The sequence below is a fragment of the Caulobacter sp. UNC279MFTsu5.1 genome, from assembly GCF_900114015.1.
Taxonomy (GTDB): Bacteria; Pseudomonadota; Alphaproteobacteria; order Caulobacterales; family Caulobacteraceae; genus Caulobacter.
Genome location: NZ_FORN01000066.1, coordinates 1 through 23,661, shown reverse-complemented (window position 1 = coordinate 23,661; position 23,661 = coordinate 1). Strand labels below are relative to the sequence as shown.

The 23,661-nt window shown below is 67.8% G+C and carries 22 protein-coding genes and 1 pseudogene; 16 read left to right on the top strand and 7 right to left on the bottom strand.

Translation table 11 applies throughout. The features are described 5' to 3' along the window. Nucleotides 1-525: 525 nt before the first annotated feature. A complete protein-coding gene (locus BM066_RS24080; RefSeq protein ID WP_089930917.1) occupies nt 526-1,044 on the bottom strand; it encodes a GNAT family N-acetyltransferase in 519 nt (172 codons plus the stop codon). Nucleotides 1,045-1,197: 153 nt separating this feature from the next. Here BM066_RS24080 and secG point away from each other — a divergent pair, with 153 nt between their 5' ends. The 6 genes from secG to BM066_RS24050 all read left to right on the top strand — a co-directional run bounded on the left by secG (nt 1,198) and on the right by BM066_RS24050 (nt 6,936). After that, nucleotides 1,198-1,761, top strand: coding sequence for a preprotein translocase subunit SecG (gene secG / locus BM066_RS24075; protein WP_089930914.1), 564 nt, complete (start codon nt 1,198-1,200; stop codon nt 1,759-1,761). Nucleotides 1,762-1,838: 77 nt separating this feature from the next. Further along, on the top strand, nt 1,839-3,491 hold the full coding sequence (locus BM066_RS24070; RefSeq protein ID WP_089930913.1) for a CTP synthase: 1,653 nt from the start codon (nt 1,839-1,841) through the stop codon (nt 3,489-3,491). Between the two features lie 116 nt (nt 3,492-3,607). Beyond that, complete coding sequence (rpmF, locus tag BM066_RS24065) at nt 3,608-3,790, top strand: 50S ribosomal protein L32 (RefSeq protein WP_007671126.1); 183 nt, start codon at nt 3,608-3,610, stop codon at nt 3,788-3,790. A 193-nt stretch (nt 3,791-3,983) separates the two neighbouring features. Further along, a complete protein-coding gene (locus BM066_RS24060; RefSeq protein ID WP_089930911.1) occupies nt 3,984-5,009 on the top strand; it encodes a retroviral-like aspartic protease family protein in 1,026 nt (341 codons plus the stop codon). A 104-nt stretch (nt 5,010-5,113) separates the two neighbouring features. Further along, a complete protein-coding gene (gene eno, locus BM066_RS24055) occupies nt 5,114-6,394 on the top strand; it encodes a phosphopyruvate hydratase (RefSeq protein ID WP_089930909.1) in 1,281 nt (426 codons plus the stop codon). 200 nt (nt 6,395-6,594) lie between these two features. Beyond that, the gene (locus BM066_RS24050; RefSeq protein ID WP_089930907.1) at nt 6,595-6,936 is read left to right on the top strand and encodes a hypothetical protein; all 342 of its coding nucleotides are present in this window, start codon (nt 6,595-6,597) and stop codon (nt 6,934-6,936) included. A 144-nt stretch (nt 6,937-7,080) separates the two neighbouring features. Here the strand turns inward: BM066_RS24050 and BM066_RS24045 are convergent, their stop codons facing one another. After that, the gene (locus tag BM066_RS24045) at nt 7,081-7,725 is read right to left on the bottom strand and encodes a hypothetical protein (protein ID WP_089930906.1); all 645 of its coding nucleotides are present in this window, start codon (nt 7,723-7,725) and stop codon (nt 7,081-7,083) included. 363 nt (nt 7,726-8,088) lie between these two features. Between BM066_RS24045 and BM066_RS24040 the strand changes: the two genes are divergently transcribed. The 7 genes and pseudogenes from BM066_RS24040 to lpdA all read left to right on the top strand — a co-directional run bounded on the left by BM066_RS24040 (nt 8,089) and on the right by lpdA (nt 14,705). Further along, nucleotides 8,089-8,385: an FtsB family cell division protein gene (locus BM066_RS24040; RefSeq protein WP_029917040.1), complete on the top strand. Its 297-nt coding sequence runs from the start codon at nt 8,089-8,091 to the stop codon at nt 8,383-8,385. Nucleotides 8,386-8,517: 132 nt separating this feature from the next. Then, nucleotides 8,518-9,549, top strand: a complete 1,032-nt coding sequence (gene pdhA, locus BM066_RS24035; protein WP_089930903.1) for a pyruvate dehydrogenase (acetyl-transferring) E1 component subunit alpha — start codon at nt 8,518-8,520, stop codon at nt 9,547-9,549. Then, nucleotides 9,546-10,913: a pyruvate dehydrogenase complex E1 component subunit beta gene (locus tag BM066_RS24030; protein WP_089930901.1), complete on the top strand. Its 1,368-nt coding sequence runs from the start codon at nt 9,546-9,548 to the stop codon at nt 10,911-10,913. The genes pdhA and BM066_RS24030 overlap by 4 nt, the downstream gene beginning before the upstream one ends. A gap of 409 nt (nt 10,914-11,322) precedes the next feature. Further along, a pseudogene (locus BM066_RS26605) lies at nt 11,323-11,406 on the top strand (aldehyde-activating protein); the annotation flags it as partial. Nucleotides 11,407-11,418: 12 nt separating this feature from the next. Beyond that, nucleotides 11,419-12,723, top strand: coding sequence for a pyruvate dehydrogenase complex dihydrolipoamide acetyltransferase (locus tag BM066_RS24020; RefSeq protein WP_089930898.1), 1,305 nt, complete (start codon nt 11,419-11,421; stop codon nt 12,721-12,723). Between the two features lie 19 nt (nt 12,724-12,742). Further along, nucleotides 12,743-13,219: a glutathione peroxidase gene (locus BM066_RS24015; protein WP_089930896.1), complete on the top strand. Its 477-nt coding sequence runs from the start codon at nt 12,743-12,745 to the stop codon at nt 13,217-13,219. Between the two features lie 85 nt (nt 13,220-13,304). After that, nucleotides 13,305-14,705 carry a dihydrolipoyl dehydrogenase gene (gene lpdA, locus BM066_RS24010; RefSeq protein ID WP_089930894.1) on the top strand — a complete coding sequence of 467 codons (1,401 nt, stop codon included), beginning with the start codon at nt 13,305-13,307 and terminating at the stop codon, nt 14,703-14,705. Between the two features lie 70 nt (nt 14,706-14,775). On the opposite strand, the gene BM066_RS24005 is transcribed toward lpdA, so the two are convergent. The 3 genes from BM066_RS24005 to BM066_RS23995 all read right to left on the bottom strand — a co-directional run bounded on the left by BM066_RS24005 (nt 14,776) and on the right by BM066_RS23995 (nt 18,014). Further along, complete coding sequence (locus BM066_RS24005; RefSeq protein ID WP_089930892.1) at nt 14,776-15,171, bottom strand: DoxX family protein; 396 nt, start codon at nt 15,169-15,171, stop codon at nt 14,776-14,778. Between the two features lie 94 nt (nt 15,172-15,265). Further along, nucleotides 15,266-16,819, bottom strand: a complete 1,554-nt coding sequence (locus BM066_RS24000) for an AMP-binding protein (protein WP_089930890.1) — start codon at nt 16,817-16,819, stop codon at nt 15,266-15,268. Between the two features lie 142 nt (nt 16,820-16,961). Next, the gene (locus tag BM066_RS23995) at nt 16,962-18,014 is read right to left on the bottom strand and encodes an alpha/beta fold hydrolase (protein ID WP_089930888.1); all 1,053 of its coding nucleotides are present in this window, start codon (nt 18,012-18,014) and stop codon (nt 16,962-16,964) included. Nucleotides 18,015-18,097: 83 nt separating this feature from the next. Here BM066_RS23995 and lipA point away from each other — a divergent pair, with 83 nt between their 5' ends. Together lipA and BM066_RS23985 are read left to right on the top strand one after the other, a co-directional pair. Then, nucleotides 18,098-19,075, top strand: coding sequence for a lipoyl synthase (gene lipA, locus BM066_RS23990; protein ID WP_089930886.1), 978 nt, complete (start codon nt 18,098-18,100; stop codon nt 19,073-19,075). 4 nt (nt 19,076-19,079) lie between these two features. Continuing rightward, nucleotides 19,080-19,532: a type II toxin-antitoxin system RatA family toxin gene (locus tag BM066_RS23985; protein ID WP_089930884.1), complete on the top strand. Its 453-nt coding sequence runs from the start codon at nt 19,080-19,082 to the stop codon at nt 19,530-19,532. Here the strand turns inward: BM066_RS23985 and BM066_RS23980 are convergent. Both BM066_RS23980 and BM066_RS23975 read right to left on the bottom strand, forming a co-directional pair. After that, nucleotides 19,529-20,329: an enoyl-CoA hydratase/isomerase gene (locus BM066_RS23980; protein ID WP_089930882.1), complete on the bottom strand. Its 801-nt coding sequence runs from the start codon at nt 20,327-20,329 to the stop codon at nt 19,529-19,531. The two genes, BM066_RS23985 and BM066_RS23980, sit on opposite strands and share 4 nt — an antisense overlap. A gap of 101 nt (nt 20,330-20,430) precedes the next feature. Further along, complete coding sequence (locus BM066_RS23975; protein WP_089930880.1) at nt 20,431-21,492, bottom strand: GGDEF domain-containing protein; 1,062 nt, start codon at nt 21,490-21,492, stop codon at nt 20,431-20,433. Nucleotides 21,493-21,671: 179 nt separating this feature from the next. Between BM066_RS23975 and BM066_RS23970 the strand changes: the two genes are divergently transcribed. After that, a complete protein-coding gene (locus BM066_RS23970) occupies nt 21,672-23,129 on the top strand; it encodes a coniferyl aldehyde dehydrogenase (protein ID WP_089930919.1) in 1,458 nt (485 codons plus the stop codon). Nucleotides 23,130-23,661 lie beyond the last annotated feature (532 nt).

The window sequence follows — 23,661 nt, the reverse complement described above, 5'->3', positions numbered from 1 at the left end:
GACCGATGCGGCGGCGGGGGGCGATCGAGCGGGACTGGGCTGGAGGGGGTTACTTCAGCGTGTCCGGGGCCTTCCATCGTTGGGAAGCCCGCCCGCCGTCGGCGTCGACCGGGGACAAAGCGCGAGATTGCCCATAGGCCCGCGCCCCCGGCGTCCGGTTTCTCCCGAAAGGGATCGAGATCGGGTCCGGCTAAGCCTCAACAGGGCTGCCCACCGGACGCTGGCGGAAAACGACCGCGCGGAGCGATCGGCTTCGTCGAAACGGTATTTATCAAAGAACTCCGGACGTCGTCCGGCGCTCCGCGTCCCTTTCCATACGCTCAGCGGCCAGCCGCGTGAGAGCGAGAGATCGTGCCGGTGAACACTTGCCCCCACCTGGCGGCTTCGCCGCCTGTCCGCCCCCATAGGGGGCGGAACCGCACGGCGTCGACCCCAAGGCTCTTCCCCCTATGGGGAAGACGACCGCGAAGCGGTCCGTAGGGGGCAAGTGATCGGCCCAGCGAACTATGGAGAACAGCCCTGTCCCTAGAACAGCAGCCCATAGAGCCGGCAGTCCCGGCGCTCGCCGTCGCGGTCGACATGGCCCTTCAGGTAGCCTTCCTGCTCGAAGCCCAGCTTTTGCAGCACCTTCTCGGCCCGGGCGTCGCCCACGTGGGTGCGGGCGATCATCCGCTTGAGGCCCAGGGACGAGGCGCAGTGGGCCAGCAGGGCGGCGGCGGCCTCGGTGGCGTAGCCCTGGCCCCAGCCTTCGCGGGCGATGATGAAGCCCAGTTCGCCGCGATGGTGGCGCCAGTCCAGGTCGACCAGTTCGCAATAGCCCAGAAAGCGGCCGGTCCGCATCTGGCGGATCGCCCAGTACATCGCCCGGCGCTCGTCCATCTCGGCCACCTGGGCGGCGACCGTCGCCTCGACCTCGTCGGGATCCTCGATGGCGTCGCGGTCCCAGTGGGCCATCACCTCAGGATCGCTCAGGAAGGGGTAGACGAGGGGGGCGTCCTCAACGGTCAGGGGCGCCAGGCTGAGGCGTTCGGTCTCGAGGATCATGCGCGAGAATGGACCCGATGCAGACTGAAGGGACGGGCTTGAGTGCGGACGGTTCGTCCCCAGCTATGGCGCGGGCTCGTCGCAAGTGATAGAGGGGCCGCTTCGTTTTTCGCGGCGGAAACGTCCGTCGCCCGGATCGAGATCGATTTAGACATGCTCATCGGCGTCCTGCTGACCATCAATATCATCGTTTGCGTCGTCCTGATCGGCGTGGTGCTGATGCAGCGCTCCGAAGGGGGCGCCCTGGGCATGGGCGGCGGCGGCGGCGGTTTCATGACCGCGCGCGGCGCGGGCGACCTGCTGACCCGCACGACCTGGATCCTGTTCGCGATCTTCCTGATCATCAGCCTGGCCCTGACCATCCTGACCGGCCGCATGGGCGCCAGCAATTCGGTGGTCGATCGCCTGAAGCTGGACGGCCTGGACAGCAAGACCCTGAACGCCGCCCCGCCGCCGGCCGGCCCGACCGCGCCGGCCCCGACCACTTCGCTCCCGGCCGCGGCCGCGCCGTCGACCGCCGCTCCGGCCGCCATCGAGGCGCCGACGCCGACGATCAGCGCCCCGACCCCGACCGTCTCGGCTCCCAAGCCGGCCGCGCCGGCCGCCAAGGCCCCGGCTCCCAAGGCTTCGACCAAGACCGAGGCGAAGACCCCCGCCGCCGCGCCGGTTCCGGTGATCAACGCCCCGGCTCCGGCCGAGCAACAGCCGGCCCAATAAGGGCCGGCGGCATTTTACTGTTGATGAACGCCGGTCTTTTCCCCGGCGACGTCGAATCACGGCTAATCTGATCGCCCATGACCCGGTACATCTTCATCACCGGCGGCGTGGTTTCCTCCTTGGGAAAAGGCCTCGCCTCCGCGGCGCTCGGAGCGCTCCTGCAGGCTCGCGGCTACAAGGTTCGCCTTCGTAAGCTCGACCCCTATCTCAACGTCGATCCGGGCACGATGAGCCCGTATCAGCACGGCGAGGTGTTCGTCACCGACGACGGGGCCGAGACCGACCTCGATCTTGGCCACTACGAGCGCTTCACCGGCGTGTCGGCCACCAAGGCCGACAACATCACCACCGGCCAGATCTACAAGACGATCATCGAGAAGGAGCGGCGCGGCGACTATCTGGGCGCGACCGTCCAGGTGATCCCGCACGTCACCAACGAGATCAAGGACTTCGTCCTGTCGCCGGCCATGGACGAGACGGGCGAGAAGCCGGTCGATTTCGTGCTGGTCGAGATCGGCGGCACGGTCGGCGACATCGAAGGGTTGCCGTTCTTCGAGGCCATCCGCCAGCTGCGCCAGGACCTGCCGCGCGGCCAGAGCTGCTACGTGCACCTGACCCTGCTGCCGTTCATCAAGACGGCCGGCGAGATGAAGACCAAGCCGACCCAGCACTCGGTCAAGGAGCTGCGCTCGATCGGCATCCAGCCCGACATCCTGCTGTGCCGCTGCGAGCAGGACATCCCGGTCGAGGAAAAGCGCAAGATCGCCCAGTTCTGCAACGTGCGTCCCAGCGCGGTGATCCAGGCGATGGACTCATCGTCGATCTACGCGGTGCCGATCGACTATCACAAGGAAGGCCTGGACGCCGAGGTGCTGGACGTGTTCGGCATGAGCGACGCGCCCAAGCCGGACCTGTCGCGCTGGGAGGCGATCGACCAGACCGTCAACCACCCCGACGGCGAAGTGACCATCGCCGTGGTCGGCAAGTACACGGTCTTGAAGGACGCCTACAAGTCGCTGATCGAGGCCCTGCACCACGGCGGCCTGGCCAACAAGGTCAAGGTCAACCTGGACTGGGTCGAGAGCGAGACCTTCGAGGGCGACGAGGGCGCGGCCGCGGCCCGCCTGGAGAACGCCCACGCCATCATGGTGCCCGGCGGCTTCGGCGAACGGGGGGCGGAAGGCAAGATCCGCGCCGCCCAGTTCGCCCGCGAACGCAAGGTGCCCTATTTCGGCATCTGCTTCGGCATGCAGATGGCGGTGATCGAGACGCTGCGGAACGTGGCGGGGATCAAGGACGCCTCGTCCAGCGAGTTCGGCCCCACCGAGCGTCCCGTGGTCGGCATCATGACCGAGTGGATCAAGGGCAACGAGACCGTCCAGCGGCGCAGCAACGACGACCTGGGCGGCACCATGCGCCTGGGGGCCTACGAGGCCGTGCTGACCGCGGGCTCGAAGGTCGCCGAGATCTACGGGACCACCGACATCAGCGAGCGCCACCGCCACCGCTACGAGGTCAACATCGGCTACGCCCACCTGATGGAGGACGCCGGCCTGAAGCTGACTGGTCGTTCGCCCAACGGCGTGCTGCCCGAGATCGTCGAGCGCGAGGACCATCCGTGGTTCATCGGGGTGCAATACCACCCCGAACTGAAGAGCCGTCCGTTCGCCCCGCACCCCCTGTTCGCCAGCTTCATCGCGGCGGCGAAAGAGCAGGGCAGGCTGGTCTAACAAGCGCGGTTGCATCTCCGAACAGATTCGGGCATAAGCGCGCCCTCACGCGGCGGCCTGGGCATTGCCCGAGTCGCCGCTTCCGATTTTCACGCTCAGCGAGCAGAGTCACTTCGATGGCCGTTCCTAAAAGAAAAACTTCGCCTTCTCGCCGGAACATGCGCCGGTCGCACCACGCCCTGGGCGCCAATTCCTTCGTGGAAGACAAGGACTCGGGCGAACTGCGCCGTCCGCACCACGTCGACCTGAAGACCGGCCTGTACAACGGCAAGCAGATCCTGACGCCGAAGGAAGACTAGGCCTTCGGTCCGCTTCGCTTCGGCGGAGCGACAAGGCGAAGCCTGAAAGGCGGCGGTCCTCGGACCGCCGCCTTTTCGCTGTTCCGCGCAGCTTTCCCCAAGTGGTGCGACCGCTCCCATGCTTTGTCTGGACACGGATTTCGACAACGCTGTCGAATGAACCGTGTTATCTTGACGGCAGGGAGATTGACCCATGCTCACACGCCGAAACCTAACGGCGGGACTGGGATTGTCGCTGATGGCCGAACAGGCCTGGGCTCGATCCGCGACGCCAGCGCCCCTGCTGCAACGGGTCTCGCTGCAGACGCCGCCCACGCCGACATCGCCGCCGCCCGGCGCGCTCCCGCCGGCCGAGGCCGAGCCGCCCCCGGTCTTCCTCGACACCGCGCTGGACCCGATCGATCGGATGACGGTCGAGGTCTTCATCAACGAGCAGGGTCCGTTCAACTTCGTCGTCGACACCGGCGCGGACCGCAGCGCGCTGTCGACGACCGTGGCCGAGCGGCTGGGTCTGGAACGCGGCCCCGACGTGATGCTGCACGGGGTCGGCGGCTCGGCCCTGACCCCCACGGCCAAGGTGCCGCTGATGGTGGCGGGCGATTCGCGCATAAAGAACGCCGAACTGCCGGTGCTGACGCCCGAGCGTCTGGGCGTGGACGGCCTGCTGGGCGTCGACATGCTCGACGACCGCAACGTCATCATGGACTTCCGCCGCAAGCGACTGGAGGTCCGTCGCAGCTCCCCCATGTCGACCGCCTATCCCAGCGTGCGCGAGGTCTCGGTGATCGCCGACGCCCGTTTCGGCCGACTGGCGGTCGCCAACGCCCGGGTCAGCGGCGTGCGCTGCGTGGCCTTCATCGACTCCGGCTCCGGCGCCAGCATGGGCAACATGGCCCTGGCGCAGGCCGTCAAGCTGCGAGTGCGCCGCAAGCCCGAACCCGCCATGGCGGTTCGGTTGATCGGCGCGGCGGGCGAGGCGACGGTGGGCGAACTGCGCATCGTTCGCTCGATCGAGCTGGGCGCCCTGCGGATGACCAACGTGCCCCTGGTGCTGGCCGACCTGCACATCTTCGACGTCTGGAACCTCAACAGCCGGCCCGCCGTGCTGCTGGGCGTCGACGTGCTGAGGATGTTCGCCCGGGTCGAGCTGGACTTCGGTTCGGACCGGGTGAAGTTCCGCCTCGGCAAGGGCTGGGCGCCGCCGATCCTGCAGGCCTGAGGGACGGGATTCACCGAACGTCCGTTCCGACGATCCGGCCAGCGCCGGTTGCGGTTCGCGGCCCGCGCCGCTAAGGGGAAGCGCCTTTTGAAAGGGGAGCTCCCATGACCGAGATCGTCGACATCATCGCCCGCGAAATCCTGGACAGCCGCGGCAATCCGACGGTCGAGGTCGATGTGGTGCTGGAGGACGGCGCCTTCGGTCGCGCCGCCGTGCCGTCGGGCGCCTCGACCGGCGCGCACGAAGCGGTCGAAAAGCGTGACGGCGACAAGTCCCGCTACGGCGGCAAGGGGGTCAAGGCCGCGGTGGACGCCGTCAACGGCGAGCTGTTCGACGCGCTGTCGGGCGTCGACGCCGAAGACCAGCGCCGCATCGACAACCTGATGATCGAGTTGGACGGCACGCCCAACAAGAGCCGCCTCGGCGCTAACGCCATCCTCGGCGTCTCGCTGGCCACGGCCAAGGCCGCGGCGGAGTCGGCCGGCCTGCCGCTCTACAAATACGTCGGCGGCGTCTCGGCCCGCGTTCTGCCCGTCCCGATGATGAACATCATCAACGGCGGGGCCCACGCCGACAATCCGATCGACATCCAGGAATTCATGATCCTGCCGACCGGCGCCCCGACCTTCGCCGAAGCGCTGCGGATGGGCGCGGAGATCTTCCACGGCCTGAAGAAGGCTCTGAAGGACGCCGGCCACAACACCAACGTCGGCGACGAAGGCGGCTTCGCCCCGAACCTCGGCTCCGCCGAGGACGCGCTGGCCTTCATCGTCAAGGCGGGCGAGGCGGCCGGCTACAAGTCGGGCGAGGACTTCGTCCTGGGCCTGGACGTCGCGGCGACCGAGTTCTTCAAGAACGGCAAGTACGAGCTGGAGGGCGAGGGCAAGAGCCTGGATCCGGCTCAGATGGTCGACTACCTGGCCAATCTGGCCGGCAAGTTCCCGATCCTGTCGATCGAGGACGGCATGTCGGAAGATGATTTCGAAGGCTGGAAGCTGCTGACCGACACCTTGGGCAAGAAGGTCCAGTTGGTCGGCGACGACCTGTTCGTCACCAACCCCAAGCGGCTGCAGCTGGGCCTGGACAAGGGCCTGGCCAACTCGATCCTGATCAAGGTCAACCAGATCGGCACCCTGTCGGAAACCATCGACGCCGTCGATCTGGCTCACCGCAACGCCTACACCAGCGTCATGAGCCATCGCTCGGGCGAGACCGAGGACAGCACGATCGCCGACCTGGCCGTCGCCCTGAACTGCGGTCAGATCAAGACCGGCTCGCTGGCCCGCTCGGACCGGCTGGCCAAGTACAACCAGCTGCTGCGCATCGAAGAAGCTCTCGACGACCAGGCGGTCTATGCCGGCCGCGCGGTCCTCAAGGGCCGCTAGGCGGCCTTCATCTGACGACACGAGAAGCGCGCCGGTCGGCTCCGGCGCGCTTCTTGTTATCCGCCGCGCGGAAACGTCGCTTTTTCTATTATTGAGTGTGGAGCCGATGCCTTTTCGCGCGAGTCGGGCCAAGTTGGCGCCGTCGGATTCGGGGCGTCGAAACGGTCGAAGCCTGTCCGTGCGTTGGGGGAATCGCACCTATGAAGATGAAGAGCGTCCGCGGCGCCGCCGCGTTGGTTTTGGCCGCGACCCTGCCCCTCGCGACGCCGGCCCGCGCCGACGCGGTTCGTGGCGTCATCATTCAAACAGAGGGGCACATCTCGCCCTCTTGCCGAACCGTCGTTCTCAAGCGCAAGGACAATGGAGCGACGATATCGTTCCGCATCGCCACGACCAATAGCGAGGACGGCGTCATGGCGGTGACCTTGACCGCCCTGACGACGGGTCGCGAAGTGCAGATCTTTTATACTCCCGGGGTCACGACCGGTTGCGGTAGCGAGCCCCGCATCGAGTACATCACGCTCTTCGCACAGGGCTACTGAGGCGGTGTCTCCCACGCCGGCCAGTCCGCACGGGCCACGTTCGCAAGCCAAATTTCGACGGCGAGTGTTGTCGAATGGCGACGATCGCCCGCCCGGCGACAATCCTTGATTTTCGAGCCGCGTTCGGTCGCCGGCCTTGTGGCGCTATCGCGCGGTCGTGGGGGATGGTTCGTCCGCCAGCCGCCCCAGCGTGCGCACGTCGTCCAGCGACAGGTCGACCTTCTTGACGACATAGGCCGTGGCGGCGACGAAGCGCTGGTAGGTCTGAGCGTCGGCGGCGATGTCGGCGGGAGAGTTGGGGTTGGGACCCGAGAACAGCCTGTTGTCCGTATAGACGCCGTTCGCAGGCCGGACGGGTCGGCCGGGCAAGGGAACCTCGCCCATCACCAGGTCGTGGAGCTTGCCGGTGCGGGCCCGCCAGCCGCCCCCATTCACCCGTTCCAGACGCTCGGGGGCGTAGGCCAGGGTCAGTAACATGATCTGCATGGTCAGGCTGGCGGCTTTGTCGGCCTTGGCGTTTGAGTCGCTTTCCGCGCGGCCCATTCCGAGCCCGAAGGTTATCCAGCGGCCGGAATCCTCCCACAGCGTGGCGAAGGCGTCCTTGTCGAGCGGCACCTGCAGCCCGTCTCCGAAGTCCAGCTTGGTCGGTTTGCCCTTGACGACGGTCGGCTCGGGACCGTCGCCGACGATGGAGCGTTCGCGGAGCGGCCGGGCCGCGCCGGCGTACGCCAGGGCGGGCGTCATGCCGAAGCCGGCGAGAGACAGGATGAAAGCGCGCCGTCCGAACATGTAACCCCCCAATTTTTGTTACCGCTAACCTATAACGCCGATTTCGACTTTGCACAAAGCGCCTGCGTGCGGCGATTCGCGACGCTCTTACCGCCGACCGCTCGATCCGAAGGCGCCCGGCGCCCGTCTTCACCAACAATTTTTCTAAAAGCTAAATTCGCCGCCCTGCACACGGCGGCGAAAAATCTCCAAAAACGTTCGGTTCAATGCTGCGACGCGGTATCTAGATGCCTTTGAAACCATCTCAAATGAAAGCATGGGGCGGCTGCTTTCGACATCTTGCCCCGACCCGCGCGAACCGCCCATTTAGCAAGGCGTTAAGCATGATCGGGCAGGCTGAATCCATCCTCCTGGGAATCGCTGATGTTCGCCCGACTGCAACCCTTCCTGCCGACCGCGGCGCTTCTCCTGCTGATCACCTACTTCGTGTTTCACGCCCTGACGGGCGAACGCGGGCTGTTGTCAACGTCGCAGCGCAACGCAGATCTCGCCGCCAAGACTCTGGAGTTGAAGAAGATCCGCGCCGAAAGGATGGACCTGGAGGCCCGTGCTCGTCTATTACGCAGCGGCAGTTTGTCGGCGGACCTCCTGGAAGAACGCGCGCGTTCGCTCCTGGGATACGCCGACCCCAAGGACTATGTGATCCGCACTCCGCGCTAGGCGCTTGGTGGGGACCCTGTCCTCGGTTCTGCCGGGTTTGACACAGGCCCCCATCTACGCGGAACCGAAGGTTCATTCGGCCGGTGGGCGTCCAGGAGTAGGCCGCGATGAAGATTGGCCAGGGAGAGTTGAATGGCGCGTGCGCGCAAGGGTGAAGCCCCGGCGGGGAAGGCTGACGCCACCGGTGTCAACGCCTTCGTCGGCAAGGACGAGCTTCTGAAATTCTACCAGGACATGCTGTTGATCCGTCGCTTCGAGGAGCGGGCCGGCCAACTGTACGGCATGGGCCTGATCGGCGGCTTCTGCCACCTGTACATCGGCCAGGAAGCGATCGCCGTCGGCATGCAGTCGATCAAGGTCAAGGGCGACCAGATCATCACCGGCTACCGTGACCACGGCCACATGCTGGCCGCCGGCATGGATCCGAACGAGGTCATGGCCGAACTGACCGGCCGCGCGGGCGGTTCGTCGCGCGGCAAGGGCGGCTCGATGCACATGTTCGACGTCGAGACCGGCTTCTACGGCGGCCACGGCATCGTCGGCGCCCAGGTCTCGCTGGGCACCGGCCTGGCGCTGAACAACCATTACCGCGGCAACGGCAACGTCGCCTTCGCCTATTTCGGCGACGGCGCGGCCAACCAGGGACAGGTCTACGAAAGCTTCAACATGGCCCAGCTGTGGAAGCTGCCGGTCGTGTACGTGATCGAGAACAACCAGTACGCCATGGGCACCAGCGTCGAGCGTTCGGCGTCGGAGACCGCCTTCCACAAGCGCGGCACCTCGTTCCGGATCCCGGGCGAGGAAGTCGACGGCATGGACGTGATCGCCGTGGCCGAGGCCGGCGCCCGCGCCGCCGAGCACGCCCGCAGCGGCCAGGGCCCGTTCATCCTGGAGATGAAGACCTATCGCTATCGCGGCCACTCGATGTCCGACCCGGCCAAGTACCGCACCAAGGACGAGGTCGACAACGTCAAGCAGACCCGCGACCCGATCGATCACCTGAAGGAGCGCCTGGCCAAGGCCGGCGTCACCGAGGACGACCTGAAGGTCGTCGACGCCGAGGTGAAGCGCATCGTGGCCGAGGCGGCCGAATTCGCCCGCACCAGCCCCGAGCCCGATCCTTCCGAACTCTACACCGACGTATACCTGGAGGCCGCCCAGTGACGGACATCCTGATGCCCGCCCTGTCCCCGACGATGGAAGAGGGGACCCTGGCCAAGTGGCTGGTCAAGGAAGGCGACACCGTCAAGGCCGGCGACGTGATCGCCGAGATCGAGACCGACAAGGCGACGATGGAAGTCGAAGCCGTCGATGAAGGCGTGATCGAGGCCATCGTCGTGCCCGCCGGGTCCGAGAACGTGAAGGTCAACACCCTGATCGCCAGGCTGAAGGGCGAGGGCGAGGCCGCTTCGCCGGCTCCGGCCGCCGCCCCGGCCGTCGCCGAAGCCGCTCCGGCGCCCGCGCCGGTCGCCGCCGCGGCTCCGTCCGCCGGTCCGATCTCGGCCGCCTCGACCTTCGCCGATCCGGAAATCCCGGAAGGCACGCCGCTGAAGAAGATCACGGTCCGCGACGCCCTGCGCGACGCCATGGCCGAGGAGATGCGTCGCGACGACCGCGTGTTCCTGATGGGCGAGGAAGTCGCCCAGTACCAGGGCGCCTACAAGGTCAGCCGCGACCTGCTGCAGGAGTTCGGGGACAAGCGCGTCATCGATACGCCGATCACCGAGCACGGCTTCGCCGGCCTGGGCGTCGGCGCGGCCATGGCCGGCCTGAAGCCGATCGTCGAATTCATGACCTGGAACTTCGCCATGCAGGCGATCGACCAGATCATCAACTCGGCCGCCAAGACGCTCTACATGTCGGGCGGCCAGATCAAGTCGTCGATCGTGTTCCGCGGCCCGAACGGCGCGGCCTCGCGGGTCGGCGCCCAGCACAGCCAGGACTACGCGGCCTGGTACGGCAACGTCCCCGGCCTGAAGGTCGTCGCGCCCTATGACGCGGCCGACGCCAAGGGGCTGATGAAGGCCGCCATCCGCGACCCGAACCCGATCGTCTTCCTCGAACACGAGATGATGTACGGCCACGAGTTCGACATCCCGGACGTCGAGGACTGGGTCGTGCCGATCGGCAAGGCCAAGATCCGTCGCCAGGGTTCGGACGTGACCCTGGTGGCCTACAGCCGCATGGTGGGCTTCGCCCTGCAGGCGGCCGAGGAACTGGCCAAGGAAGGCATTTCGGCCGAGGTCGTCGACCTGCGCACGATCCGCCCCCTGGACCACGACACGATCCTGGAAAGCGTCAAGAAGACCAACCGTCTCGTGACGGTCGAGGAAGGTTGGGGCCCGATGGGCGTCGGCGCCGAGATTGTCGCCCGGATCACCGAGTTCGGCTTCGACTACCTGGACGCCCCGCCGCTGCGGGTGCACCAGGAAGACGTGCCGCTGCCCTACGCGGCGAACCTGGAAGCCCTGTCGCTGCCTTCGGTCCCCAAGATCGTCAAGGCGGCCAAGACGGTCTGCTACCGGTGATCATCCGGCCCGTTCACCTAGGCCCTGGCCTGTGTGAACGGGCTTGGAGGCCGTCATGACCCAGACCCTCAACGGCTCCTGCCACTGCGGCGCGGTGCATGTGCAGCTCGACCCCGGCCGGCCGGTGGCCGAGCTGGCCCTGCGGGCCTGCCAATGCGGCTTCTGCCGTCGGCAGGGGGCGCGGACCACCAGCGATCCGGCCAGCCGCCTGCACATCACCGCCGCGCCGGGCTCGCTGACCCGCTACCGGTTCGGACGGCGGGCGGTGGATTTCCTGATCTGCCGGGAATGCGCCGTCTATGTTGCGGCGATGATCGAGGACGAGGGCCAGGCCTACGCCACCCTCAACGTCGTAGGGACCGATCTGCCGGGTTTCGCCGATCGCGAACCCGGACGGCTGGACTATCACGACGAAACGGACGAACAACGCCTTGCCCGTCGCAAGGCCAAATGGACGCCGACCACTCTGGTCGAAGCCGTCCCGAACGCTTGAGGAAGAAGCTCAATGTCGATCGACATCCTGATGCCCGCCCTGTCGCCCACCATGGAGGAGGGGACCCTCGCCAAGTGGCACGTCAAGGTCGGCGACACCGTCAAGGCCGGCGACGTGATCGCCGAGATCGAGACCGACAAGGCGACCATGGAGGTCGAGGCCGTCGACGAGGGCGTGATCGAGGCCATCCTGGTCGAGGCCGGGACCGAGAACGTCAAGGTCAACGCGCCGATCGCCAAGCTGGCCGGCGAGGGCGAAAGCCCGGCGCCGCCGCCGGCCAAGGCTCCTCCGGCCGCTGAAGCGCCCAAGGCCGCTCCCGCCCCGGCCGCGCCTGTCCAGGCCGCCGGCGAAACCGCCGCGCCCGCCAAGCCGGCTCCGGCCGCCGCCCCGACCGGTGATCGCGTCTTCGCTTCGCCCCTGGCCCGCCGCCTGGCCTCGGCCGCGAACCTGGACCTCAAGTCGATCGCCGGCACCGGCCCGCACGGCCGCGTGGTCAAGGCCGACGTCGAAGCCGCCCAAAAGGGCGGCGCGCCCGCGGCCAAGGCCGCTCCGGCCGCCGGCGCTTCGGCCCCCACCGCCGCCGAACCGCGCAAGGTGCTGTCGCTGGAGCAGATGGGCATCCCCGCCGGCTCCTACGACCTCGTGCCGCTGGACGGCATGCGCAAGACCATCGCGCGCCGCTTGACCGACAGCTTCCGGGACGTGCCGCACTTCCCGCTGACGATCGATCTGGAGATCGACGCCCTGCTGGCCGCGCGCGCCAAGATCAACCACCTGCTGGAAGGCCAGGGCGTGAAGGTGTCGGTCAACGACATCATCATCAAGGCCGTGGCCGTGGCCCTCAAGCGCGTGCCGGAGGCCAACGCCTCCTACACGCCGGAAGGCATCGCCCTCCACAAGCACGCCGACATCGCCGTGGCCGTGGCCATCGACGGCGGCCTGATCACTCCGATCGTCCGCGCCGCCGAGACCAAGGGCCTGGCCCAGATCTCGGCCGAGGTGAAGGACCTGGCGGCCCGCGCCAAGTCCAAGAAGCTGAAGCCCGAGGAATTCCAGGGCGGCACCTTCTCGGTCTCCAACCTGGGCATGTTCGGCATCAAGAGCTTCGCCTCGATCATCAACGAGCCGCAGGGCGCGATCATGAGCGTCGGGGCCGGCGAGCAGCGCCCGGTGGTCAAGGACGGCCAACTGGCCGTGGCCACGGTGATGACCGTCACCCTGACCTGCGACCACCGCGTGGTCGACGGCGCGATCGGGGCCAAGTTCCTGGCCGCCTTCAAGCCGCTGATCGAAGAGCCGCTGACCCTGATCGTCTAAGTCGAAGGGGAGGGCAGGGATGTCCGTCTACGACTATTCCGCCAAGACGCTGGACGGCCAGGACGCGAGCCTGGCCGACTATCGCGGCCAGGTGCTGCTGATCGTCAACACGGCCAGCAAGTGCGGTTTCACCCCGCAATACGAGGGACTGGAGACGCTGTACCGGGCCTACAAGGACAAGGGCTTCACCGTCCTGGCCTTCCCCTGCAACCAGTTCGGGGCCCAGGAGCCGGGGAACGCCGAGGAGATCGCGAACTTCTGTTCGTTGACCTACGACGTGACCTTCCCGGTCCTGGCCAAGATCGACGTCAACGGCCCTTCGGCCCATCCGCTCTACGCCTATCTCAAGCACGAGCAGAAGGGGCTTCTGGGCACCGAGGCGATCAAGTGGAACTTCACCAAGTTCCTGATCGGTCGCGACGGCGAGGTCGTCGAACGCTTCGCCCCCACCACCAAGCCTGAAGACCTGAAGCTGGCCGTCGAGGCCCTGCTTTAACGCTCTCTCCTGGACCGGCCCGCGGGCCGATCGACCGACGCCCGCCGGCTCCCCCCGAAGGCGTCAAACCTAGGGTAAGAAGACCATGTCCACGGAATTCGACGTCGTCGTCATCGGGGCCGGCCCCGGCGGTTATGTGGCCGCGATCCGCGCCAGCCAGCTGGGCCTGAAGACGGCGATCATCGAGCGCGAGAACCTCGGCGGCATCTGCCTCAACTGGGGCTGCATCCCGACCAAGGCGCTGCTGAAGTCCGGCGAGATCTACGAGCAGCTGTCTCACCTTGGCGGCTACGGCCTGTCGGTCGAGAAGGCCTCGTTCGACTTCGCCAAGATCATCGACCGCTCGCGCGGCGTGGCCAAGCAGATGTCCTCGGGCATCGCTTTCCTGATGAAGAAGCACAAGATCGAGGTCGTCGAGGGCGAGGCCAAGCTCGAGAAGGGCAGTCCGTCGCCCAAGGTGGTCGTGGCCCTGAAGGCCGGCGGCAGCCGCACGATCCAGGCCAAGAACGTGATCCTGGCCAGCGGCGCCCGGGCCCGCGACATCCCGGCCATCGGCGCGGTGTCGGACGGCGACAAGATCTGGACCTATCGCGACGCCCTGGCTCCCAAGGCCATGCCCAAGTCGCTGGTGGTCATCGGCTCGGGCGCCATCGGCATCGAGTTCGCCAGCTTCTACCGCGCCCTGGGCGCGGAGGTGACCGTGGTCGAGGCCGTCGACCGTATCATGCCTGTCGAGGACGCCGAGGTCTCCAAGGCCGCCCAGAAGGCCTTCGAGAAGCGCGGCATCGCCTTCCGCGTCGGCGCCAAGGTGACCAAGGTCGAGAAGACCAAGGACGGCGTGTCGGTGGCCGTCGAGGCCGGCGGCAAGGCCGAGGTCCTGACCGCCGAGAAGTGCATCGTCGCCGTCGGCATCGCCCCGAACACCGAAGGCCTGGACGCCATCGGCCTGAACATGGACCGTGGCCACGTGGTCACCGGCAAGCACGGCGAGACCAACGTGCCCGGCCTCTACGCCATCGGCGACGCCGCCGGTCCGCCCTGGCTGGCCCACAAGGCCAGCCACGAGGGCATCCACGCGGCCGAGCACATCGCCGGCTTCAAGACCCCGCACGTCAACTCGCCGATCCCGGGCTGCACCTACGCCAACCCGCAGGTCGCCTCGGTGGGCCTGACCGAGGCCGCGGCGAAGGCCGCCGGCCTCGACGTCAAGGCCGGTCGCTTCCCGTTCCGCGTCAATGGCAAGGCCGTGGCGGCGGGCGAGATCGAGGGCTTCGTCAAGACGGTGTTCGACGGCAAGACCGGCGCCCTGATCGGCGCCCACATGATCGGCCACGAGGTCACCGAGATGATCCAGGGCTTCGTCACGGCCATCACCCTGGAGGCCACCGAGGAAGACCTGCACGGCATCGTCTACGCCCACCCGACCATGTCGGAGGCCATGCACGAGGCCGCGCTGGACGCATACGGGCGCGTGCTGCACATCTAGGCTTGGCCTAGCGCCAAAGGAGAAGGGCGGCGCTTGCCGAGCGTCGCCCTTTTGTTTGCCCCAAGCGCCCCTAGGGTCGCTTGCGCAACTGGGCGTCCACGCTCCATTCGCCCGGTCCGGCGAAGGCCAGGTACAGGAAGACGAAGCAGAACAGGATCGCCGCCTCGCCGCCGTTCAGCGCCGGCCAGAAGCCCTTCGCGGCGTGGGCCAGGAAATAGGCCACGGCCATCTGGCCCGACAGCACGAAGGCCACGGGGCGCGTGAACAGGCCCAGCGCCAGCAGCGCGCCGCCGACGATCTCCAGCCAGGCGGCGGCCACCAGGATCGGGGGCAACGGATCGGGGACGCCCTCCTGCGCCGCCGGGAAGTGGAACACCTTCATCAGGCCGTGCTCCATGAACAGCAGGGCGGCGATGATGCGCAGCAGGCTCAGGATGCGCGGCGTCCAGACGATCAGTCGTTCCATGTCGTTCTCCCTCCAAAATCGACGGCCGAAACGAAAAGGCCCGGCGAACTCTCGGTTCGCCGGGCCTCGAAAGCGACGACGCCCGCCAGGCCCATCAGGCCGCCCTGGCGTCCTGGTCGGCCATCCGCTGGATGGCGACATAGTCGGTCTTGCCGCTGCCCAGCACGGGCACCTGGGGGACCTTGAGGATCTTGCGCGGCACGGCCAGCTCCGGCGCGCCGATGCTCTGGGCGTGGGCCACCAGCGAGGTGACGGCGGCGTCCTGGCGATCGGTGACCAGGACCAGCCGCTCGCCCTTCTTCTTGTCGGGCATCGAGATCACGGCGTGGCGGCCGTCGGGCCACACGGCGGAGGCCAGGTCCTCGGCGGCGGTCAAGGAGACCATTTCGCCGCCGATCTTGGCGAAGCGCTTCACCCGGCCCTTGATGGTGATCCACAGGTCGTCGGTGACGGTGACGACGTCGCCGGTGTCGTGCCAGCCGCCTTCGGGGACGTCGACGCCGCCGTCCTCGCGCAGATAGCCCGACATGATGTTGGGGCCGCGCACCAGCAGGCGGCCGCCCTCGGCGATGCCCTCGACCGGCTCGACCTTCCATTCCTGGCCGGGCAGCAGGCCGCCCACCGTGCCCCGGCGATTGTCGTCGGGCTTGTTGACCGCGATCACCGGCGAGGCCTCGGTCGCGCCGTAGCCTTCCAGCACCGGCACGTTGCCGAACTTCTCGGCGATCAGGTTGTGGGTCTCCTCCCGAACCTTCTCGGCGCCGCAGACGATGAACTTCAGGCCGGCCAGTTCGTCGCTCTCCGAGGCGCGGGCGTACTGGTTGACGAAGGTGTCGGTGGCCAGCAACACCGAGGCGCCGGCGTTCTTCAGCAACGCCGGGATCTGCTTGGTGTGCAGCGGCGACGGATACTGGAAGGCCTTCATGCCGGTCAGCAGCGGCAGGACCACCCCGCCGGTCAGGCCGAAACAGTGGAACACCGGCAGCGGGTTGAAGAACACCCAGGCCGGATCCAGTTCGATATGGGCGGCGATCTGCATCGCGTTGGAGACGAGGTTGGCCTGGCTCAGGACCACGCCGCGCGGCGCGCCGAAGCTGCCCGAGGTGAACAGCACCACGCCGGGATCCGACGGCTTGGCGTGGGCGCGGAACTGGCGCGGGAAGAGGCCGGCGGCGGCCGCGAACAGCTTGTCGCCAAGGCCGATCGTGCCGCGCACGTCCTCCAGATAGGTGATCGTCGCCTTGGCCTCGAGCGCGTCGACGATGTCGTGCAGCTTGCCCAGCTCGATGAACTTGTGGGCCGTCAGTACGCGCTTGACCCCGGCCAGTTCGCAGGCGGCGCGCAGGTTGCGCAGGCCGGCCGTGAAGTTGAGCATGGTCGGCACGCGGCCGAAGGCGTGCAGGGCGAAGAAGGTCACCACCGCCCCCGACCCGGACGGCAACAGGATCCCGACGTGTTCGCCCGGCTTGGTCATCGCCGCGATCTTGCGGCCGAGCGCGAAGCTCGCGCGCACCAGGTCGGTGTAGCTGAGCGGATTGCGATCCTGGTCCTCCAGGATCAGCTTCCGGGCGCCGTAGGCGTCACGGGCGTCGAGCAGGGCGTCGAAGATGGCTTTCTGACCATCCTGCGCATTGAAAACTACCGGCATGCCGGCGAAACCTCCCGGAAGCGCGATGCCGCGCCCTCGTCTGATTGAAGCGGGACCCTAGCGACGGCGTGTCGCTTTGCAAACTCCGTTACGTGCACGGAAGCGCACCGGTCCTTCTAAAATGCGCTCGGGCCCTTGTCGTTCAAGGGCTGGCGGGCGGAGAGGCCGTGCGATGTCGCAGGGCGTCGTCGACCGCCTCCAGCCAGGGGCCGCGCACCGAATCCGTCTCCAGATGCAGGGCGTGGCGCGCCGCGGGGTATCGGGTCTCGACACAGCGGGGCAGGGCGGCGCAGACCGCGCTCTGGGGCTGGGGCAGGGCTTTGACGTCCTGGCCGGCGTCCAGCATCACGACGGGGGTCTGCACGCGCTCCAGGTCGCGGCCCGTCGCGTCGACGGCGTCGTAGAAGGCCGCGTACCAGGCCAGGCTCGGCGCGCCCATGCGCAGGTCGGGATTGGCCAGTTGCCACGCCGGCTGCACGGCGCCGCGCGCCCGGTCGTGGGTCAGCCGAGCGGCGAAGCCGTCCGGTCCCTCGCGGTTCCAGCCCGCTTGGCCTGGATAACGCACGAAGCCCAGCTTCAGGCCCCGGGCCCAGCGGGCGATGCGGATCAGTTCACCCTTGGCGCGCGGCGGGTCGGCGACATCGAAATTGGGCGAGGAGAGGATCGCGGCGTCCGCCTGCAGCCCTTCCTCCAGGGCGCGCAGGGCCACCAGGCCGCCGTCGCCAGCCCCCAGGATCGCGAACCGATCCTGGCCTTTCGGACGGATCACCGCCTTGACCATCGCCCGGGTCGCCGTGACGTCGGGGGCGAAGCTGGTCGCGTGGCCCAGGTCGCGCCAGGGCGTGGCCCGCTCGGACCCGCCCTGGCCCTGGCGCTCCAGGATCCAGACGACGTAATCGCGGTCGTTGAGGTCGCGGGCCGTCTCGAACCAGGCCTCGGCCGACTCGCCATAGGCCGGCAGGATCAGGACCTGTCCCCTCGGCGCCCCGTGGGGCGCGGAGACGCCATAGCGCTGCACCAGGTCGTCGCCGACCTTCACATAACCCCAGGCCCAGCCGGCCGGCGGCTGGAACCGCGCATCGAGGGCAGGGGGCGTGCGGCTTTCGGCGAAGGGCGCGCGGACGCTGTTGTCGCCGCAGGAGACGAGCGGCAGGACCAGCAAGGCCCAGGCGAGAACAGGGAGGCGGCGACGCATTCCGGCCACTCATTTCGCGCCTTTGCGTCACATGCAAGAACGCATGCTTGATCCGGAGGCCAAGAAGGCCGATCTAGGCCGTCATGGTCACCCTGATCGACACGCTGAACGCCCGCGCTCCCGAAGACCGCGCCGTCCGCCACCCCGAAAAGCAGAACCGCCCCGACACGCCGGTCCTGCGCAAACCCGAATGGCTGCGCGTCCGCGCGCCGGGTTCGCCCGGCTACAACGAGACCCGCGGCATCGTTCGCGATCACAAGCTGACCACGGTCTGCGAGGAAGCCGCCTGCCCGAACATCGGCGAGTGCTGGAGCCAGAAGCACGCGACCATGATGATCATGGGCGAGATCTGCACCCGGGCCTGCGCCTTCTGCAACGTCTCGACCGGCCTGCCCAACGCCCTGGACGCCGACGAGCCGCGCCGCGTGGCCGAGGCCGTGGCCAAGATGGGCCTCAAGCACGTGGTCATCACCTCGGTCGACCGCGACGACCTGGCTGACGGCGGCGCCGCCCACTTCGCGCAGGTGGTGCTGGCCATCCGCGCGGCCGCGTCCGGCACGACCATCGAGATCCTGACCCCGGACTTCCTGCGCAAGGACCGGGCCGAGAACGTGGTCATCGACGCCCGTCCGGACGTCTTCAATCACAATCTGGAAACCGTGCCGCGGCTTTATCTGAAGATCCGTCCCGGCGCCCGCTATTATCACTCGCTGCGCCTGCTGGAGCGCGTCAAGGAGCGCGACCCCTCCCAGTTCACCAAGTCCGGCCTGATGGTCGGCCTGGGCGAGACCAAGGAGGAGGTCATGCAGGTGATGGACGACATGCGCTCGGCCGGCGTCGACTTCATCACCATCGGCCAGTACCTGCAGCCCACCCGCAAGCACGCCGCGATCGACCGCTTCGTGACGCCCGACGAGTTCAAGGCCTACGAGGCCATCGCCCGGGCCAAGGGTTTCCTGATGGTCTCGGCCAGTCCGCTGACCCGCTCGTCGCACCACGCCGGCGAGGACTTCGCCAAGCTGCAGGCCGCGCGCCGGGCGCTGGACGCGAAAGCGGGCTAGGCGCTTGCATCGTCACGTCGTCACCCGGGTGCTGCCCTATGCGCCCGAACAGCTCTTCGCGCTGGTCGGGGACGTGGAGGCCTATCCGCAGTTCGTGCCGTGGATCACGGCCATGCGCACCTGGAACGGCCGCGCCGACGCCCAGGTCTCGACCGTGGACGCCGAGGCCCAGGTCGGGTTCTCGTTCCTGCGCGAGAAGTTCGCCACCCGGGTGCGGCGCGACGCGGCGGCCCTGACGGTGGACGTCAGCCTGCTCTACGGCCCGTTCAAGCGCCTCTCGAACCAGTGGCGCTTTCTGCCGCACGAGGCGGGAACGACCGTGGAGTTCGTCATCGATTTCGCGTTCAAGTCCAAGATCCTCGACGCCATGCTGGCCGCCAATCTCGATCGGGCGGCCAATACGCTGATCGGCTGTTTCGAGGACCGCGCCCGGGCGATCTATGGCGTGAAACCCTAGCGCCCCCTGAAGGCCGCCGGACGCTTCTGCAGGAAGGCGCTGACCCCCTCGATGAAGTCGTCGGTCTTGCCGGCCGCCTTTTGCGCTTGGCGCTCGGCGTCCAGTTGGTCCGCCCAGTCGGCGTCGAGGCTGTTCCAGACCAGCTTGCGGATGATCGAGAGGGCGGCCGGACCGTTGGCCAGTTCCCGGGCGATGGCCATGGCGACCGGCATGAGTTCGGCGTCGGCCACGCAGCGATTGATCAGGCCCCAGGACAGCGCCGTGGCCGCCGGGAGCCTGTCGCCCAGCAGCATCATCTCCATGGCCCGCGCCTTGCCGATCAGGCGGGGCAGCAGATAGGTCGAGCCGCCGTCGGGAACCAGGCCGATGCGGCGGAAGGCCTGCAGGAAATAGGCGCTCTCGGCGGCCACGACGATGTCGCCTAGCAGGGCGATCGAGCAGCCGATGCCGGCGGCCGGGCCGTTGATCGCCGTGACGATCGGCAGCGGGAAGTCGCGGAGCAACCTGACCAGCGGGTTGTAGGTGCTTTCCAGGGCCGAGCCGGCGTCCGGCTTGCCGTCGACATCCGCCTCGCGGCCGGCCGCGCCGCCGCCGGACAGGTTGGCCCCCGAACAGAAGCCGCGGCCCTCGCCGGTCAGGATCACGGCGCGCACGCCCTCATCGGCCGCGATCGCGCCGAAGGCGTGGGCCAGCTCGCGGGCCATGTCCAGGCTGGCGGCGTTGAGGGTGGCGGGATCGGCGAGGGTGACGACGGTCACGCCGTCGGCGGCCTCGAGCCGGATCTTCTCGTAGGTCATGGCGTCCTCCCAAGGCTTTGTCGCCGCACCAGGAGCCTAGGCGCGACTGACCTTGGGGAACGCCAGGAAAATCATGGCAGGACGCGAGCGTCCGCCGCCGGTCAGGCCGCGTTGGCCGAGTCCGGCGTGCTCTCGGCGGCGGTGACGCGATTGCGGCCGCCGCGCTTGGAGGTGTAGAGCGCCGCGTCGGCCCGTTCCATGACCGAGTGGCCGCTCTCGCCCGGGCGACGCTCGGCGAAGCCCGACGAGATAGTGATCGCGCCCAGGTCCTCGTTGGTCGAGCGGCGCTTGAGCATGCGCGAGGACACCTCGACGCGGATCTCCTCCAGGGTGCCCGCGACCAGGGCGGCCGATTCCCGCGGGAAGATCATCGCGAACTCCTCGCCGCCGTAGCGGGCGGCGAAGCGGGGCGGGGCGGCGACGCGGCCGATGACGCTGGCGACGTAGCGGATGACCTGGTCGCCGGTCTGGTGGCCCCAGGTGTCGTTGAAGCCCTTGAAGTGGTCGATGTCGAGCACGGCCAGGCACAAGGTGGCGCCGGCCTCGTCGGCTTCCGAGCAGGCGCGGTCCAGCTCCTCGTCGAAGGCCTTGCGGTTGGCCAGATTGGTCAGGCCGTCGGTGGTGGCGTCGCGGCGGACCTGTTCCAGGTGCTCGCGCAGGCGGTCGACCTCGGCGGTGGACTCCGCCAGGCGGGTCTCCAGCGACTTGTTTTCCTTCTGCACGCGGCGCGTGGCCTCGGCCAGGCCGTTGACGACGGTCTTGATCTTGTCGACGTCCTGCGACGCGTCCAGCTCCTTGGCCGCGCCGTTCAGCGTCTTGCCGTAGGCGGCGTTGCTCTTCTGGGCGTCCTGGATGGCCTTGGAGACCGATTCCAGCTCCTTGCTCAGCAGGTCGCCGGCGTCGCGGATCTGCTCGTTCAGCTTGGCCTTGGGCAGGTAGGTGGCCGCCAGTTCTTCGCTGAGCAGCTCGGTCAGCGGCTCACCCAGCGAGATCAGGCGGGTCAGTTCACGCGCCAGGGCGCCGTCGGGATCGGCGACGAAGTGGGTCCACAGCTCGAAGTTCAGCGCGGTCGGCCACACCTGATGGCGTTCCATCAGGCTCAGGGCGCGGCCGGCGATCTTGTAGGCCTCAGGGCCGCGCAGCGTGGTCTCGACGTCCGACATCTTATTCAAGTCCCCCAACAGCGTCGCATCGCCGGGATGCACGCTTGGACCGGCAATCTAGTCTGAAGAGTTCAAACGAGCCGTTAAGAACGAACGAGGTTCACTTGCGCGGTCCCTCCAAGGCAAGCATTGTTAACGATGATAAGATGAGCCTGCGGGCCGCTGAGAGGACCCTGAACGTGAACGCGCCCGCCAATTTCAGCCCGGAAATCTCCAAAATCTCGCTCTCGAGAATCCTCGAGGCGCAGAAGGCCGCGCACCTGCGACAAGGCGCCCCGACGGCGGAACGTCGCATCGACTGGCTGGATCGCTGCATCGGCCTGCTGGTCGATCACCAGGCCGAGATCGCCGACGCCCTGAACGCCGATTTTGGAGCCCGCTCGAAGGACGCGACCGGCCTGACCGACATCGCCGGCTCGATCGGTCCGCTCAAATACGCCAAGGAGAACCTCGCCCGGTGGATGCGTCCGGAGAAGCGCAAGACCACGCCGGCGATCCTGGGGCTGTTCGGCGCCAAGGCCGAGGTCCGGTATCAGCCCAAGGGCGTGGTCGGGGTGATCAGCCCCTGGAACTTCCCGGTCAACCTGACCTTCGCGCCGCTGGCCGGGGTGCTGGCGGCCGGCAACCGGGCGATGATCAAGCCGTCGGAGTTCACGCCGGTCACGTCCGAACTGATGAAGACCTTGTTCGCCAAGGCCTTTTCGGAGGAGGAGATCGCGGTGGTGACCGGCGGGCCCGAGGTCGGCCAGGCCTTCGCCAGCCTGCCGTTCGATCACCTGGTCTTCACCGGCGCCGCCTCGGTGGCGCGTCACGTGATGCGGGCCGCGGCCGAGAACCTGGTGCCCGTGACCCTGGAGCTGGGCGGCAAGAGCCCGGTGATCCTGTCGCGCGGCACCGACATGGCCACGGCGGCGGCGCGGATCATGAACGGCAAGACCCTGAACGCCGGCCAGATCTGCCTGGCGCCCGACTATGTGCTGGCCCCCGCCGACCAGGTCGACAGCTTCGTGGCCGAGGCCAGGGCCGCCGTGGCGCGAAGCTTCCCGACCTTGAAGGACAATCCCGACTACACCGCCGTGGTCGCCCAGCGTCACTACGACCGGATCAAGGGCCATGTGGACGACGCCCGGGCCAAGGGCGCGACGATCGTCGAGATCAATCCGGCCGGCGAGGATTTCAGCCAGCAGGAGCACCGCAAGATCCCGCCGACCCTGATCCTTCATCCCACCGACGACATGACCGTGATGCAGGACGAGATCTTCGGCCCGGTGCTGCCGGTCAAGACCTATGGCAAGGTCGAGGAGGCGGTCGACTACATCAACGGCCGCGACCGGCCGCTGGGGCTCTACTGGTTCGGAACCGACACCACCGAGCGCGACATGGTGCTGGACCGCACGACCAGCGGCGGGGTGACGGTCAACGACGTGATCTTCCACGTCGCCCAGGAGGACCTGCCGTTCGGCGGCGTCGGTCCGGCTGGGATGGGCGCGTATCACGGGCGAGACGGCTTCCTGGAGTTCAGCCACAAGAAGGCGGTGTTCCAGCAACTGAAGAAGGACATCGCGCCGATGCTGGCCCTGCGCCCGCCCTATGGCGCGGCGATCCGCAAATACCTGGCGGGACAGATCAGGAAGTAGGGCGGGGGGAACCCCCTCCGGCCCTCCGGGCCACCTCCCCCAGAGGGGGAGGATCTAGGTCGCGCCAGCTGCTCCCCCTCTGGGGGAGCTGTCGCGGAGCGACTGAGGGGGTCTCGTGGCGCGATCTCTCGCCCTCACGCGATCTCTCGCTGAGCGGATGGGAAGGGTGCGAAGCGCCCGGGCCTCGCCCAGATGATTTGCAGTTGTAAGTACCGTTTCGACAAAGACGAGCGCTTCGCGTGGAGCCGTTATCCGGAAGCCTTCGGATCGCGGATTTTTAACCCGCTCCGATGGAGGCCCCCGACGGGCGGGGTGTTGGCGCGCCCCGGACCGCCTGGGCGATTTCAGCCCAGGCCTGCTGGCTCGTTCCATCTATCCCCGGCGCCGGAGCTTCGTCGCGACTGAGGCGAACCTGCTCCGAACCGACCTGGGACGTTCCCGAAGGAACACGACGGACAAGCCTTCCCGCTCGTCCACCCCCGAAAGCCGCATCGGTCGCCGTACGTGCGCCCTCCCCATGCCTTCGGGTGAG